Source organism: Pseudomonas sp. URMO17WK12:I7 (assembly GCF_003269045.1).
GTDB lineage: Bacteria > Pseudomonadota > Gammaproteobacteria > Pseudomonadales > Pseudomonadaceae > Aquipseudomonas > Aquipseudomonas putida_J.
Window position 1 is genome coordinate 183,690 of record NZ_QLTL01000012.1, and the last position, 14,480, is coordinate 198,169.

Sequence of the window (14,480 nt, forward strand, 5' to 3'; positions counted from 1 at the left end):
GTCATCGCGCAGTCGGCTATGGGATTTCGGTGTGCTTGAGCCACTGCAATGAATACCGGACAATACAAGGCCTGTTCTATGCACAGAACCTGTTTTCGGCACGCTGCGAAGCGCCGCCACCCAGCCTTGGAAGTGATGCCTGGATGACTACCCATATTCAACGCTCCGCCCTGCTGCCGTACCCTGCCCAGGCACTCTACGATCTGGTCAACGACGTGGCCAGCTACCCTGAATTCCTGCCGTGGTGCTCGGCGTCGACGGTGATCGAGGCCAGTGACACGCACATGCGTGCGAAGCTGGAAGTGGCCAAGGGGGGCATGAGCCAGCAGTTCGTCACGAGCAATGTGCTGGTGCCGGGGCAGTCCATCGAGATGAACCTGGAAGAGGGGCCGTTTACTCAACTGCATGGTCTGTGGGTGTTCAAGCCGCTTGGTGAAAAAGCCTGCAAGATCAGCCTCGACCTGACTTTCGACTACGCCGGTGCGCTGGTGCGCGCCACGCTGGGGCCGCTGTTCAACCAGGCGGCCAATACCCTGGTGGATGCCTTCTGCCAGCGTGCCAAGCAGCTCAATGGTTAATGTCGAGGTGGCCTACGCCACGGCGGAGCGCCAGTGGCTGTTGGCCTGTGAAGTGCCGGGTGGGGTGACCGTGCGCGAAGCGCTGCGCCTGTCCGGCATTGCCGGGCAAGTCGGTGGGCTGGATATCGAGCAATGCCCTGTAGGCATTTTCGGCAAAGTGGTTGCGGATGCGCACGAGCGCCTGGTCGAGGAGGGGGACCGTCTGGAAATCTACCGGCCTCTGCTGCTCGACCCGGTCGAGGCGCGCAGGCAGCGAGCTGCACAGGCCAAGGCCAAGCGCTAGCTTATCTGGCTGACAATAAAAAGCCCGGACCATGGTCCGGGCTTTTTCATCTGGCCGGCAATTACTGCGGCGAGGTTTCCAGCGGCGCTGGCGTCGGGACCGGGGTGGTCTCGATGGTGTCGATCTCGCGCTGGATGGACTCTTCCGTCGAGCCTGGCTTGGCCGGTTTTTCTGCCGGTTGCGGCTTGGCCTGCTCTGGCTGGGCTTCCGGGCTGACCGTGGTGGTGTTGCTGCCACCGAGGATTTCCTGGTCGCGGCTCACGCCTGGCATGAAGTCACCCGACAGGCTGACCAGTTGGTCGCTGTCGTTGAAGAAGATGCTCATGCGTTCCTGCTGGCGTTTGCCGCCACCCGGTTGCAGGCTGTACAGGTAATCCCAACGGTTGGTGTTGAACGTATCCTGCAGCAGCGGGTTGCCCATGATAAACCTTACTTGCCGGCGGGTCATTCCGGGGCGTAATTGGTCTATCATGTCTTGCGTGACGACATTGCCCTGCTGGATGTCGATTTTGTAAACCCCGGGAAACGAGCAACCGGCGAGTGCGAGCAGTCCCGCGAGGGCGAGGCTGTTTAGCAAGAGCTTGGTGTTTTGCATCGGTGGGCGACTTCCACTATCTTGGCTGGACAACGTAAACCCCGATCATACCCGTATTAGTAGAAGCTGCGAAGCAGCATCGGCGAGAAAGCTGACCATGGTTGAAAATAGCGAATTGCGCAAAGCCGGCCTCAAGGTGACCCTGCCTCGAGTCAAGATCCTTCAAATGCTCGACTCCACCGAGCAACGTCACATGAGTGCTGAGGATGTCTACAAGGCGCTGATGGAGGCTGGCGAGGACGTCGGTCTGGCAACCGTCTATCGCGTACTGACCCAGTTCGAAGCAGCTGGTCTGGTGGTACGCCACAACTTCGACGGTGGCCACGCGGTGTTCGAGCTGGCTGACGGCGGTCACCACGACCATATGGTCAACGTGGAGACCAGTGAAGTGATCGAGTTCATGGACGCTGAAATCGAGCGTCGCCAGAAAGAGATCGTGGCCGAGCATGGCTACGAGCTCGTGGACCATAACCTGGTCCTTTATGTGCGTAAGAAAAAGTAACGATTTAGCGCGTTACGAATGACAAAGGCGACCTTCGGGTCGCCTTTGTGCTTTCTGATTTGAAGTTATCAGGGAGGTGACCCCTGTAGGAGCGGCATTGCCGGGGCGCTCCTACAAAAGTCGCGACAGCTTCAGGCCTTGCCGGAAACCACCATCTTGCGCGCATGCGCCAGGGATTCCTTGGTCAGGTCGATGCCGCCGAGCATCCGCGCCACTTCCTCGACCCGCTCGCGCTTGCCCAGGCTGGCCACTGCGGTATGGGTGGTGTCGCTGTTGCGTACCTTGTGCACGAACAGGTGATGGTGCCCTTGCGCAGCCACCTGCGGCAGGTGCGTCACGGTCAGTACCTGGCCGCGCTCGCCCAGGCGGCGTAGCAGTTGGCCGACGATTTCGGCTGTCGGGCCTCCGATTCCGACGTCGACTTCGTCGAATACCAAGGTCGGAATGCGCGAGGTTTGCGCCGTGATCACCTGAATTGCCAGGCTGATGCGCGACAGCTCGCCCCCAGACGCCACCTTGGCCAGGCCCTTGAGCGGCTGGCCGGGGTTGGCGCTGACCAGCAGTTCGATCTGCTCCAGGCCGTGCGGTGACAGGTCGTTACCTTCGTTGGGCGTGAGTTCGATGCAGAACCGGCCACCTGGCATGCCCAGGCGCTGGATTTCCTGTTCAACCGCGACGGCCAACTGCTTGGCTGCCTGCTGGCGCAGGGCGCTCAGCTCCAGTGCCTTCTCTTTATAGTGCTGGGCGAAGGCGCCGAGCTCCTCGCCCAGGCGCTCGATCGACTCGTCACTGGCGTTCAGGCCTTCCAGTTCGTCCATCAGCTGTTGCTGCAGGTGCGGCAGCTCGGTGGGGTGCACCCGATGTTTGCGCGCCAGCGTATAGATGGTGTCGAGGCGCTCTTCCAGGGCTTGCAGGCGCATGGGGTCGGCATCGAAGTTGTCGAGGAAGCGGTTGAGTTCGCCCATCGCTTCTTCTACCTGAATCTGTGCGCTGGCGATCATGTTCGCGGCCTCGCCCAGCGCGCGCGGGGCGTTCGCTGCAGCGCCGAGGCGGTTGAGGCTGGAGGTGAGGGCGCTGAGCACGTTGCCCGAATCGCTCTCGCTGCACTGGTCGATGACCTGGCGGCAGATGCCGAACAGGGCTTCGGCGTTGGTCAGATTCTTGTGCTCCTGCTCCAGATGCTCCAGTTCGTTCTCGCCCAGGCCGAGGTTGTCGAGCTCTTCAAGCTGATAGCTGAGCAGCTGGTGGCGGGCGCGTTGCTCGTCGCCGGAATTGCTCAGTCGCTCGAGCTCCAGGCGGGTCTGGTTCCAGCGCTTGGCGGCAAGCTGCACCTGGCGGGCCAGGTCGATGGCGCCGGCGTACTCGTCCACCAGGCGGCGGTGGGTGTCGGTTTTCAGTAGCGACTGGTGTTCATGCTGGCTGTGGATATCGATCAGCAGCTCGCCAAGTGCCTTGAGGTCGCCCAGCGGGCAAGGGGTGCCGTTGATGTAGCCGCGGCTACGGCCTTCTGCGGTGATGACCCGGCGCAAAATGCACAACCCGTCGTTGTCCAGGTCGCGCTCCGCCAGCCAGGCATGGGCTTCGGGGATGTCCACCAGGTCGAATGTGGCAAGGATGTCTGCCTTGTCGGTGCCGGGGCGCACCACGCCACTGTCGGCGCGGTCGCCCAGGGCCAGGCCGAGGGCGTCGAGCATGATCGACTTGCCTGCGCCGGTCTCGCCGGTGATGACCGACATGCCGCGGGCGATTTCGAGGTCGAGGTGCTCGACGATGGCGTAGTTGTGAATGGACAGGTGCACCAGCATGGGGGCGGCTCCCGAAGTTCAGGTCTGGTTATTTATACAGTACTTTTTTCGAGCCTGCCAATGCCCTCTGGCGGATTCTGTTGTGGCCCTGAAAACCCACTTGCCCCTTGAACCTGTTTTTTCCGGCCCCATATAGCCGGCAGACACGGCGAGCTTTGCTCGTACAACAGAAATTGCGGAGGAGAGACCCCATGGCTGACGAACAGCTGAATGAAAAAGACCTTAATGCCGAAGAGGCTGGTGCAGTGGATAACGGCGCCCGCGTTCAGGAGCTCGAGGAGCAGCTGGCCGCCGCCAAGGATCAGTCCCTGCGTGTCGCAGCAGAAGCGCAGAACAGCATTCGTCGCGCTGAGCAGGAGGTCGACAAGGCCCGCAAGTTCGCCCTCGAGAAGTTTGCTGGCGACCTGCTGCCGGTGATCGACAGCCTTGAGCTGGCCCTGGCGCACTCCAGTGCCGACGACGAACAGGTCAAGACCATCCGTGATGGCGTCGAGCTGACCCTGAAGATGTTCCAGGACACCCTCAAGCGCTACAACCTCGAAGCCATCGACCCGCACGGCCAGCCATTCAACGCCGAGCACCACCAGGCGATGGCCATGCAGGAAAGCGCCGACGTAGAGCCGAACAGCGTGCTCAACGTGTTCCAGAAGGGTTACCTGCTCAACGGTCGCCTGCTGCGCCCCGCCATGGTGGTGGTGAGCAAGGCACCGGCAGCCCAGCAACCTTCTATCGATGAGAAGGCTTGAAATCTGTCGGGGCACCCCCATCTAGGTGTCAAGCGTTCAAGTATTACCGCAGTTGGCTAGAAGTAGCCGCTGCCACCAAATTCAAGTTTCGGGAGAGCTAACATGGGCAAAATCATCGGTATCGACCTGGGGACCACCAACTCGTGCGTCTCCATTCTGGAAAACGGTAACGTCAAGGTCATCGAAAACGCCGAAGGCGCGCGTACCACCCCTTCGATCGTGGCCTACGCCAACGACGGCGAAATCCTGGTGGGTCAGTCGGCCAAGCGCCAGGCAGTCACCAACCCGCACAACACCCTGTTCGCAGTGAAGCGCCTGATCGGCCGCCGCTTCGAAGAAGACGTCGTGCAGAAAGACATCAAGCTGGTGCCATACAAGATCGTCAAAGGCGGTAACGGCGACGCTTGGGTGCAGGCCAGCGGCAAGGACATGGCGCCACCACAGATCAGCGCCGAAGTACTGAAGAAAATGAAGAAGACCGCCGAAGACTACCTCGGCGAGCCTGTCACCGAAGCGGTCATTACCGTTCCGGCCTACTTCAACGACAGCCAGCGCCAGGCCACCAAGGATGCCGGCCGCATCGCCGGTCTGGACGTCAAGCGCATCATCAACGAGCCGACCGCCGCTGCGCTGGCTTACGGCATGGACAAGGCCAAGGGCGACCACACCGTCATCGTTTATGACCTGGGTGGTGGTACCTTCGACGTTTCGGTCATCGAAATCGCCGAAGTCGACGGTGAGCACCAGTTCGAAGTACTGGCCACCAACGGCGACACCTTCCTGGGTGGCGAAGACTTCGACATGCGCCTGATCGATTACCTCGTGGACGAGTTCAAGAAAGAGTCCGGCATGGACCTGAAGAACGACCCACTGGCGCTGCAGCGTCTGAAAGAAGCTGCTGAAAAAGCCAAGATCGAGCTGTCCTCCGCTCAGTCGACCGACGTCAACCTGCCGTACATCACTGCAGACGCGACCGGTCCGAAGCACCTGAACGTGAAGATCTCTCGCGCCAAGCTGGAGTCGCTGGTCGAAGACCTGGTCAACCGTACCATCGAGCCTTGCCGCATCGCTCTGAAAGACGCCGGCATCGACGCCAGCAAGATCGACGACGTGATCCTGGTCGGTGGCCAGACCCGTATGCCGATGGTGCAGAAGGCTGTTGCCGACTTCTTCGGTAAAGAAGCGCGCAAGGACGTCAACCCGGACGAAGCCGTGGCCATGGGTGCTGCTATCCAGGGCGCCGTGCTGGCCGGTGACGTGAAAGACGTACTGCTGCTGGACGTCAGCCCGCTGACCCTGGGTATCGAAACCATGGGCGGCGTGATGACTGCGCTGATCGAGAAGAACACCACCATCCCGACCAAGAAGTCGCAGGTGTTCTCGACTGCCGACGATAACCAGAGCGCCGTGACCATCCACGTGCTGCAGGGTGAGCGTAAGCAGGCCGCGCAGAACAAGTCGCTGGGCAAGTTCGACCTGGCTGACATTCCGCCAGCGCCACGTGGCGTACCGCAGATTGAAGTGACCTTCGACATCGACGCCAACGGCATCCTGCACGTCGGCGCCAAAGACAAGGCCACCGGCAAGGCTCAGTCGATCGTGATCAAGGCCAACTCCGGCCTGTCCGACGAAGAAATCGAGCGCATGGTGCGTGACGCCGAGGCCAACGCCGAGGAAGACCGCAAGTTCGAAGAGCTGGCCGCTGCCCGTAACCAGGGTGACGCGCTGGTGCACTCGACTCGCAAAATGGTTGCTGACGCGGGTGACAAGGTCACTGCTGAAGAGAAAACCGCGATCGAAGCTGCCGTGGTTGCCCTGGAAGCCGCTGTCAAAGGCGACGACAAGGCTGCCATCGACGCCAAGGTCGAAGAGCTGTCCAAGGTCTCGGCACCCGTTGCTCAGAAGATGTACGCCGAGCAGCAGGCCGAACAGCCTCAGGGCGGCGCGCAGCAAGCCGAGCCGGAAGCCAAGCACGATGACGTGGTTGACGCCGAGTTCGAAGAAGTGAAAGGCGACGACAAGAAGTAAGCGTTGCATGCTGTCGACCCGTTCACCGGCTTGAGCTTGTGAACTGGTAGGATGTCGCCGCGCGGGGGCTTGCTCCCGCGTTGGCGTATCTGGAATTCGAGATTTTTTACAGCATTTGTCCACGCCATTCGTGGTGTGCAGGCAGGTGCTGACGGCGCGGCGCAGATGCCGGACGCCCCACAAGGTGCAAATGACCTATGTCCAAGCGTGATTATTATGAGGTCCTGGGTGTCGAGCGCGGCGCCAGCGAAGCTGACCTCAAGAAGGCCTACCGCCGCCTGGCGATGAAATACCACCCGGACCGCAACCCGGGCGATAAAGAGTCGGAAGACAAGTTCAAGGAGGCCAACGAGGCCTACGAAGTGCTGTCCGATGCGAGCAAGCGTGCGGCATTCGACCAGTACGGCCATGCCGGCGTCGACCCGAGCATGGGTGGCGGTGGTGCCGGCTTCGGTGGCGCCAACTTCTCCGACATCTTCGGTGATGTGTTCAGCGACTTCTTTGGTGGCGGTCGCGGCGGTGGCCGTGGCGGTGCCCAGCGTGGCAGCGACCTGCGCTACACCCTGGAACTGAACCTGGAAGAAGCGGTGCGTGGCACCACGGTCAGCATCCGCGTGCCAACGTTGGTCAACTGCAAGCCGTGCGATGGCTCCGGCGCCAAGAAGGGTTCGACCCCGTCGACCTGCCCGACCTGTGGCGGTATTGGCCAGGTGCGCATGCAGCAAGGCTTCTTCTCGGTGCAGCAGACCTGCCCGCGCTGCCACGGCCAGGGCAAGATCATCACCGACCCGTGCACTTCGTGCCATGGCGAAGGCCGTGTCGAGGAATACAAGACGCTGTCGGTCAAGGTGCCAGCTGGCGTCGATACCGGCGACCGCATCCGCCTGTCTGGCGAGGGCGAGGCGGGTACCCATGGTGGCCCGACCGGCGACCTGTACGTTGTGATCAGCGTGCGCGAACACGAGATCTTCCAGCGCGACGGCAAGCACCTGTATTGCGAAGTGCCAATCAGCTACACCGATGCTGCCCTGGGTGGCGAGCTGGAAGTGCCGACCCTCGATGGTCGCGTGAAGCTGAAAATTCCCGAAGGCACCCAGACCGGCAAGCAGTTCCGCTTGCGTGGCAAGGGTGTGGCGCCAGTGCGTGGCGGTGGTGCAGGTGACCTGCTGTGCCGCGTGGCGGTGGAAACCCCGGTCAATCTCAGCCGCCGCCAGCGTGAGCTGCTCGAAGAGCTGCGCAGTTCGCTGGAAGGCGACAGCTCCCATTCGCCCAAGGCCAGTGGCTGGTTCGATGGCGTGAAGCGCTTCTTCGGCGATCTCTGACAAGGAAATGGCTATGCGACGTATTGCAGTGATGGGCGCGGCAGGGCGGATGGGCAAAACCCTTATCGAAGCCGTGCAGCAAACCCCGGGTGCAGGGCTGACGGCGGCAATCGACCGCCCGGATAGTTCGCTCGTCGGCGCTGATGCTGGTGAGCTGGCGGCCCTCGGTCGGATTGGTGTTCTGCTGTCCGATGACCTGGCCAAAGTCGCCGACGAATTCGACGTGCTGATTGATTTTACTCATCCGTCGGTGACCCTGAAGAACCTGGCCTTCTGCCGTAAGCACGGCAAGGCCATGATCATCGGCACCACCGGTTTTACGGTCGAGGAAAAGCAGCTGCTGGCCGAGGCGGGCAAAGATATCCCGATCGTGTTCGCGGCCAACTTCAGTGTGGGTGTCAACCTTAGCCTCAAGCTGCTCGATATGGCGGCGCGGGTGCTGGGCGATGATGTCGACATCGAGATTATCGAAGCGCATCACCGGCACAAGGTTGATGCCCCCTCCGGCACCGCGCTGCGCATGGGTGAAGTGGTTGCCAATGCGCTAGGGCGTGATCTGCAGGAAGTCGCTGTGTATGGTCGTGAAGGCCAGACCGGCGCGCGTGATCGCAAGACCATCGGTTTCGCCACTGTGCGTGCCGGCGATGTGGTGGGTGATCACACCGTACTGTTTGCTGCCGAAGGCGAGCGCCTTGAAATCACCCACAAAGCCTCCAGCCGCATGACCTTCGCCAAGGGTGCGGTGCGTGCAGCGTTGTGGCTTGATGGGCGTGAGCCGGGCCTCTACGACATGCAGGACGTGCTCGAGCTGCGCTGATCGGTTCGAGCGGTGTTGGCTTCTTCGCGGGTAAACCCGCTTCCACAGGATTTATGCATGGCTTAAGTGCTGTGCGGTCACTGTGGGAGTGGGCTTACCCGCGAAGAGGGCAGCACAGGAATGACGCTCTGTCGCAATCATGTGTTTTAGAGGCACATATGCGGTAGACCGAAAACGCACTTTTCTGTAAGCTACAGCTTTAGTGTGTCCACTAAAAGCGCGCAGCGAATTGAATTCAGCACATAAAAGCGGGGTGACGTGTCCATACGTCACTCCGCTTTTTTGCAACCTGCGATCGCCCTTTCATGCTTGATTTACGGGAGGTCTTCTTGACAAAGCCAGCCATACTCGCCCTTGCCGACGGCAGTATTTTCCGCGGTGAAGCCATCGGTGCCGACGGTCAGACCGTTGGTGAGGTGGTATTCAACACCGCTATGACCGGCTACCAGGAAATCCTTACAGACCCTTCCTACGCGCAGCAGATCGTTACCCTGACCTACCCGCACATCGGCAATACCGGTACTACACCGGAAGATGCCGAGTCGAACCGTGTCTGGTCCGCTGGCCTGGTCATCCGTGACCTGCCGCTGCTGGCCAGCAACTGGCGTAACACCCAGTCGCTGCCTGAGTACCTCAAGGCCAACAATGTCGTCGCCATCGCCGGCATCGACACCCGCCGCCTGACCCGTATCCTGCGCGAAAAAGGCGCTCAGAACGGCTGCATCCTGGCTGGTGACAACATCAGCGAAGAAGCCGCCATCGCTGCTGCCCGCGGCTTCCCTGGCCTGAAGGGCATGGACCTGGCCAAGGTCGTCTCCACCAAGGAACGCTACGAGTGGCGCTCCAGCGTGTGGGAACTGAAAACCGACAGCCACCCGACCATCGACGCTGCCGACCTGCCGTACCACGTGGTCGCCTTCGACTACGGCGTCAAGCTGAACATCCTGCGCATGCTGGTCGCTCGCGGCTGCCGCGTGACCGTGGTGCCTGCCCAGACGCCGGCCAGCGAAGTGCTGGCGCTGAATCCGGACGGCGTGTTCCTGTCCAACGGCCCTGGTGATCCGGAGCCATGCGACTACGCGATCCAGGCGATCAAGGAAATCCTCGAGACCGAGATCCCGGTCTTCGGTATCTGCCTCGGCCACCAGCTGCTGGCCCTGGCCTCCGGCGCCAAGACCGTGAAGATGGGCCACGGTCACCACGGTGCCAACCACCCGGTCCAGGACCTGGACACCGGCGTGGTCATGATCACCAGCCAGAACCACGGTTTCGCCGTTGACGAAGCCACCCTGCCGGGCAACGTCCGCGCCATCCACAAGTCGCTGTTCGACGGCACCCTGCAGGGTATCGAGCGCACCGACAAGAGCGCGTTCAGCTTCCAGGGTCACCCTGAAGCGAGCCCAGGCCCGACCGACGTCGCGCCACTGTTCGATCGTTTCACCGATGCCATGGCCAAGCGCCGCTGAGCATCCTGCATCAAGGCCCCGGGCCGGCTCGCGCCGCGCCCGGAAGCGCCTGACCCAGATTGTTCAAGACGGCTTGCCGACTGACCCGCGGATTTGAGTGACAACCATGCCAAAACGTACAGACATCAAAAGCATCCTGATTCTCGGCGCTGGCCCGATCGTGATCGGCCAGGCCTGCGAATTCGACTATTCCGGCGCCCAGGCCTGCAAAGCCCTGCGCGAAGAAGGTTTCCGCGTCATCCTGGTGAACTCCAACCCGGCCACCATCATGACCGACCCGGCCATGGCCGACGCCACCTACATCGAGCCGATCAAATGGCAGTCGGTGGCCAAGATCATCGAAAAAGAGCGCCCGGATGCGGTGCTGCCGACCATGGGCGGCCAGACTGCACTGAACTGCGCCCTGGATCTGGAGCGCCACGGCGTTCTGGAAAAGTTCGGCGTCGAGATGATCGGTGCCAACGCCGACACCATCGACAAGGCCGAAGACCGTTCGCGCTTCGACAAGGCCATGAAGGACATCGGCCTGGAATGTCCGCGTTCCGGCATCGCCCACAGCATGGAAGAGGCCAACGCGGTCCTCGAGAAGCTCGGGTTCCCGTGCATCATCCGTCCGTCGTTCACCATGGGTGGCACTGGCGGCGGTATCGCCTACAACCGTGAAGAATTCGAAGAAATCTGCACCCGTGGTCTGGACCTGTCGCCAACCAAGGAGCTGTTGATCGATGAATCGCTGATCGGCTGGAAGGAATACGAGATGGAGGTGGTCCGTGACAAGAAGGACAACTGCATCATCGTCTGCTCCATCGAGAACTTCGACCCGATGGGCGTGCACACCGGTGACTCGATCACCGTCGCGCCAGCACAGACTCTGACCGACAAGGAATACCAGATCATGCGCAACGCCTCGCTGGCGGTGCTGCGTGAAATCGGTGTCGAAACCGGCGGTTCCAACGTGCAGTTCGGTATCTGCCCGAACACCGGCCGCATGGTCGTGATCGAGATGAACCCGCGCGTTTCGCGTTCGTCCGCCCTGGCTTCCAAGGCCACCGGCTTCCCGATCGCCAAGATCGCCGCCAAGCTGGCCATTGGTTACACCCTCGACGAACTGCAGAACGACATCACCGGTGGCCGCACCCCGGCGTCCTTCGAGCCGTCGATCGACTACGTCGTCACCAAGCTGCCACGCTTTGCCTTCGAGAAATTCCCGAAAGCCGACGCTCGCCTGACCACTCAGATGAAATCCGTGGGTGAGGTCATGGCCATCGGCCGTACCTTCCAGGAATCCCTGCAGAAAGCCCTGCGCGGCCTGGAAGTCGGTGCCTGCGGTCTTGACCCGAAAGTCGACCTGGCCAGCCCGGAAGCCGCTGGCATCCTCAAGCGCGAACTGACCGTGCCGGGTGCCGAGCGTATCTGGTACGTCGCCGACGCCATGCGTTCGGGCATGACCATCGAAGAGATCTTCCAGCTGACCGGCATCGACCTGTGGTTCCTGGTGCAAATGGAAGACCTGATCAAGGAAGAAGAAAAGGTCAAGACCCTGGCCCTGTCGTCGATCGACAAGGACTACATGCTGCGCCTCAAGCGCAAGGGCTTCTCGGACCAGCGTCTGGCCAAGCTGCTCGGCATCACCGACAAGAACCTGCGTCGTCACCGCCACAAGCTGGAAGTGTTCCCGGTTTACAAGCGCGTCGACACCTGCGCCGCCGAGTTCGCCACCGACACCGCCTACCTGTACTCGACCTATGAGGAAGAGTGCGAGGCCAACCCGTCGACCCGCGACAAGATCATGATCCTGGGTGGCGGCCCGAACCGTATCGGCCAAGGTATCGAGTTCGACTACTGCTGCGTACACGCCGCACTGGCGCTGCGTGAAGACGGTTACGAGACCATCATGGTCAACTGCAACCCGGAAACCGTCTCCACCGACTACGACACTTCCGACCGCCTGTACTTCGAGCCGCTGACCCTGGAAGACGTGCTGGAAGTCTGCCGCGTCGAGAAGCCGAAGGGTGTCATCGTTCACTACGGCGGCCAGACTCCGCTGAAACTGGCTCGTGCCCTGGAAGAAGCCGGCGTACCGATCATCGGTACCAGCCCGGACGCTATCGACCGCGCCGAAGACCGTGAGCGCTTCCAGCAGATGGTTCAACGCCTGAACCTGCTGCAGCCGCCAAACGCCACCGTGCGCAGCGAAGATGAAGCCATCCGCGCTGCTGGCAGCATCGGTTACCCGCTGGTCGTACGCCCATCCTACGTACTGGGTGGCCGTGCCATGGAAATCGTCTACGAACTGGACGAGCTCAAGCGCTATCTGCGTGAAGCTGTACAGGTTTCCAACGACAGCCCGGTACTGCTCGACCACTTCCTCAACTGCGCCATCGAGATGGACGTGGACGCGGTCTGCGACGGCACCGACGTGGTGATCGGCGCGATCATGCAGCACATCGAGCAGGCCGGCGTTCACTCCGGTGACTCGGCGTGCTCGCTGCCGCCTTACTCGCTGAGCAAGGAAGTGCAGGACGAAGTCCGCGTACAGGTCAAGAAAATGGCCCTGGAACTGGGCGTAGTCGGCCTGATGAACGTGCAGCTGGCCCTGCAGGGCGACAAGATCTACGTGATCGAGGTCAACCCGCGTGCCTCGCGTACCGTGCCGTTCGTTTCCAAGTGCATCGGCACCTCCCTGGCAATGATCGCTGCCCGCGTCATGGCTGGCAAAACCCTGAAAGAGCTGGGCTTCACTCAGGAAATCATCCCGAACTTCTACAGCGTCAAGGAAGCCGTCTTCCCGTTCGCCAAGTTCCCAGGGGTTGACCCGATCCTCGGCCCTGAGATGAAATCGACCGGTGAAGTCATGGGTGTCGGTGACAGCTTCGGTGAAGCCTTCGCCAAGGCCCAGATGGGGGCCAGCGAAGTGCTGCCGACCGGCGGAACCGCATTCATCAGCGTGCGTGATGACGACAAGCCACAAGTGGCTGGCGTGGCGCGCGACCTGATCGCCCTGGGCTTCGAAGTGGTTGCCACGGCGGGTACTGCCAAGGTCATCGAAGCGGCTGGCCTGAAAGTGCGCCGTGTGAACAAGGTGACCGAAGGTCGTCCGCACGTGGTCGACATGATCAAGAACGACGAAGTGTCGCTGATCATCAACACCACCGAAGGCCGCCAGTCGATCGCCGATTCCTACTCGATTCGTCGCAATGCGCTGCAGCACAAGATTTACTGCACCACTACCATTGCGGCTGGTGAAGCCATCTGCGAGGCGCTGAAATTCGGTCCCGAGAAGACTGTTCGTCGCCTGCAGGATCTGCATGCAGGACTCAAAGCATGAGCATGACCAAGTACCCGATGACCGTCCAGGGCGCTCGCGCCCTGGAAGAGGAGCTGACCTTCCTGAGCAAGACCGAGCGCCCCCGCCTGAGCCAAGCCATTGGCGAAGCGCGTGAGCTGGGCGACCTCAAGGAAAACGCCGAATACCATGCCGCCCGTGAGGAGCAGGGTATGGTCGAGGCGCGTATCCGCGATATCGAAGGCCGTCTGCAGAACTCGGTGGTGATCGACGTCACCACCATCGCCCACACCGGCAAGGTGATTTTCGGCACCACCGTGGTGCTGGCCAACACCGAGACCGATGACGAGGTGACCTACCAGATCGTTGGCGAAGATGAAGCTGACGTGAAACAAGGCAAGCTTTCGAGCAGCGCACCGATCGCCCGTGCCATCATTGGCAAGGAAGAAGGTGACACCGTGGTGGTCAAGACGCCAAGCGGTACGGTCGAGTACGAGATTGTCGAAGTCAAACACATCTGATCGGCGCCTGCGGGCGCCATCCCTCGAGGGGATCCTCTGGCAACTGGCCCAGGTTTTCTGGGTCGGTGGCCTGTGGGTGTTCCATGTGGGGCTGGTGCCGGCGCTGAAAGTCAGTGGCCTGGCACCCTTGCTGGTGCAGGACGTCGCCGGGCAGATCGACCGCTGGTTGATCGGTGTGGCGTTGCTTGGCTTGTTGACCCAGCTGGCGGTGCTGGCGAGGGTGGACGGCCTGGCGGCCTGGTGGCGGCAGTTTCGCGGGCAGATGCTGTTGTTGGGCTTTGCGGCCTGCGTGGGGTATTACACCTTGCGCTACGGCATCTCGGTCGGCGAGCGCTGGCAGATGTTCTGTTTCCTGGTGCTGGGCTTCTCCGGCATCGTGCTGGTGGCCCAACCGGTCCCGGTCAGGGCGCGCCGCTAGCCGGTACGCAGCCTTGTGGGAGCGGCCTTGTGTCGCGAAAGGGTCGCGAAGCGACCCTGGGATGTCAGCTTTATCGCAAATACCGCTGGGGCTGCTTTGCAGCCCTTTCGCGA

13 protein-coding genes are annotated in these 14,480 nt (G+C 61.5%); 11 read left to right on the forward strand and 2 right to left on the reverse strand.

The annotated features are described in order from the left end of the window. Nucleotides 1–143 precede the first annotated feature (143 nt). Nucleotides 144–578, forward strand: a complete 435-nt coding sequence (locus tag H040_RS18165; protein WP_027917702.1) for a type II toxin-antitoxin system RatA family toxin — start codon at nt 144–146, stop codon at nt 576–578. Then, nucleotides 571–861 (forward strand): RnfH family protein, encoded by a 291-nt coding sequence (locus tag H040_RS18170; protein ID WP_027917701.1) that lies wholly within the window; start codon nt 571–573, stop codon nt 859–861. Before H040_RS18165 ends, H040_RS18170 begins: the two co-directional genes overlap by 8 nt. Nucleotides 862–922: 61 nt before the next feature. On the opposite strand, the gene H040_RS18175 is transcribed toward H040_RS18170, so the two are convergent. Then, on the reverse strand, nt 923–1,456 hold the full coding sequence (locus tag H040_RS18175) for an outer membrane protein assembly factor BamE (protein ID WP_027917700.1): 534 nt from the start codon (nt 1,454–1,456) through the stop codon (nt 923–925). A 97-nt stretch (nt 1,457–1,553) separates the two neighbouring features. On the opposite strand from H040_RS18175, the gene fur reads away from it, so the two are divergent. Continuing rightward, the gene (gene fur / locus H040_RS18180; protein ID WP_008096237.1) at nt 1,554–1,958 is read left to right on the forward strand and encodes a ferric iron uptake transcriptional regulator; all 405 of its coding nucleotides are present in this window, start codon (nt 1,554–1,556) and stop codon (nt 1,956–1,958) included. Between the two features lie 131 nt (nt 1,959–2,089). Here fur and recN read toward each other — a convergent pair whose 3' ends face one another. Continuing rightward, nucleotides 2,090–3,763, reverse strand: a complete 1,674-nt coding sequence (gene recN / locus H040_RS18185) for a DNA repair protein RecN (protein WP_027917699.1) — start codon at nt 3,761–3,763, stop codon at nt 2,090–2,092. Between the two features lie 191 nt (nt 3,764–3,954). Between recN and grpE the strand changes: the two genes are divergently transcribed. The 8 genes from grpE (at nt 3,955) to H040_RS18225 (ending at nt 14,367) form a co-directional block, all read left to right on the forward strand. After that, nucleotides 3,955–4,509: a nucleotide exchange factor GrpE gene (grpE, locus tag H040_RS18190; RefSeq protein WP_027917698.1), complete on the forward strand. Its 555-nt coding sequence runs from the start codon at nt 3,955–3,957 to the stop codon at nt 4,507–4,509. A 102-nt stretch (nt 4,510–4,611) separates the two neighbouring features. Then, nucleotides 4,612–6,537, forward strand: a complete 1,926-nt coding sequence (gene dnaK / locus H040_RS18195) for a molecular chaperone DnaK (protein ID WP_027917697.1) — start codon at nt 4,612–4,614, stop codon at nt 6,535–6,537. Nucleotides 6,538–6,734: 197 nt separating this feature from the next. Next, the gene (gene dnaJ / locus H040_RS18200; RefSeq protein ID WP_027917696.1) at nt 6,735–7,859 is read left to right on the forward strand and encodes a molecular chaperone DnaJ; all 1,125 of its coding nucleotides are present in this window, start codon (nt 6,735–6,737) and stop codon (nt 7,857–7,859) included. Nucleotides 7,860–7,872: 13 nt separating this feature from the next. Continuing rightward, a complete protein-coding gene (dapB, locus tag H040_RS18205) occupies nt 7,873–8,676 on the forward strand; it encodes a 4-hydroxy-tetrahydrodipicolinate reductase (RefSeq protein ID WP_003249933.1) in 804 nt (267 codons plus the stop codon). A 329-nt stretch (nt 8,677–9,005) separates the two neighbouring features. Further along, nucleotides 9,006–10,142: a glutamine-hydrolyzing carbamoyl-phosphate synthase small subunit gene (gene carA / locus H040_RS18210; protein ID WP_003249935.1), complete on the forward strand. Its 1,137-nt coding sequence runs from the start codon at nt 9,006–9,008 to the stop codon at nt 10,140–10,142. Nucleotides 10,143–10,248: 106 nt separating this feature from the next. Further along, entirely contained in the window at nt 10,249–13,470 is a 3,222-nt protein-coding gene (carB, locus tag H040_RS18215) for a carbamoyl-phosphate synthase large subunit (RefSeq protein WP_027917695.1), read from the forward strand. Then, the gene (gene greA / locus H040_RS18220) at nt 13,467–13,949 is read left to right on the forward strand and encodes a transcription elongation factor GreA (protein ID WP_177326679.1); all 483 of its coding nucleotides are present in this window, start codon (nt 13,467–13,469) and stop codon (nt 13,947–13,949) included. Before carB ends, greA begins: the two co-directional genes overlap by 4 nt. Beyond that, nucleotides 13,927–14,367 carry an MFS transporter gene (locus H040_RS18225; protein ID WP_081784256.1) on the forward strand — a complete coding sequence of 147 codons (441 nt, stop codon included), beginning with the start codon at nt 13,927–13,929 and terminating at the stop codon, nt 14,365–14,367. The genes greA and H040_RS18225 overlap by 23 nt, the downstream gene beginning before the upstream one ends. Nucleotides 14,368–14,480 lie beyond the last annotated feature (113 nt).

Coding starts and splice junctions, on each gene's coding strand:
- H040_RS18165 (WP_027917702.1), top strand. CDS start 144: ATGACTACCCATATTCAACGCTCCGCCCTGCTGCCGTACCCTGCCCAG.
- H040_RS18170 (WP_027917701.1), top strand. CDS start 571: ATGGTTAATGTCGAGGTGGCCTACGCCACGGCGGAGCGCCAGTGGCTG.
- H040_RS18175 (WP_027917700.1), bottom strand. CDS start 1,456: ATGCAAAACACCAAGCTCTTGCTAAACAGCCTCGCCCTCGCGGGACTG.
- dnaK (WP_027917697.1), top strand. CDS start 4,612: ATGGGCAAAATCATCGGTATCGACCTGGGGACCACCAACTCGTGCGTC.
- recN (WP_027917699.1), bottom strand. CDS start 3,763: ATGCTGGTGCACCTGTCCATTCACAACTACGCCATCGTCGAGCACCTC.
- fur (WP_008096237.1), top strand. CDS start 1,554: ATGGTTGAAAATAGCGAATTGCGCAAAGCCGGCCTCAAGGTGACCCTG.
- grpE (WP_027917698.1), top strand. CDS start 3,955: ATGGCTGACGAACAGCTGAATGAAAAAGACCTTAATGCCGAAGAGGCT.
- dapB (WP_003249933.1), top strand. CDS start 7,873: ATGCGACGTATTGCAGTGATGGGCGCGGCAGGGCGGATGGGCAAAACC.
- dnaJ (WP_027917696.1), top strand. CDS start 6,735: ATGTCCAAGCGTGATTATTATGAGGTCCTGGGTGTCGAGCGCGGCGCC.
- greA (WP_177326679.1), top strand. CDS start 13,467: ATGAGCATGACCAAGTACCCGATGACCGTCCAGGGCGCTCGCGCCCTG.
- carB (WP_027917695.1), top strand. CDS start 10,249: ATGCCAAAACGTACAGACATCAAAAGCATCCTGATTCTCGGCGCTGGC.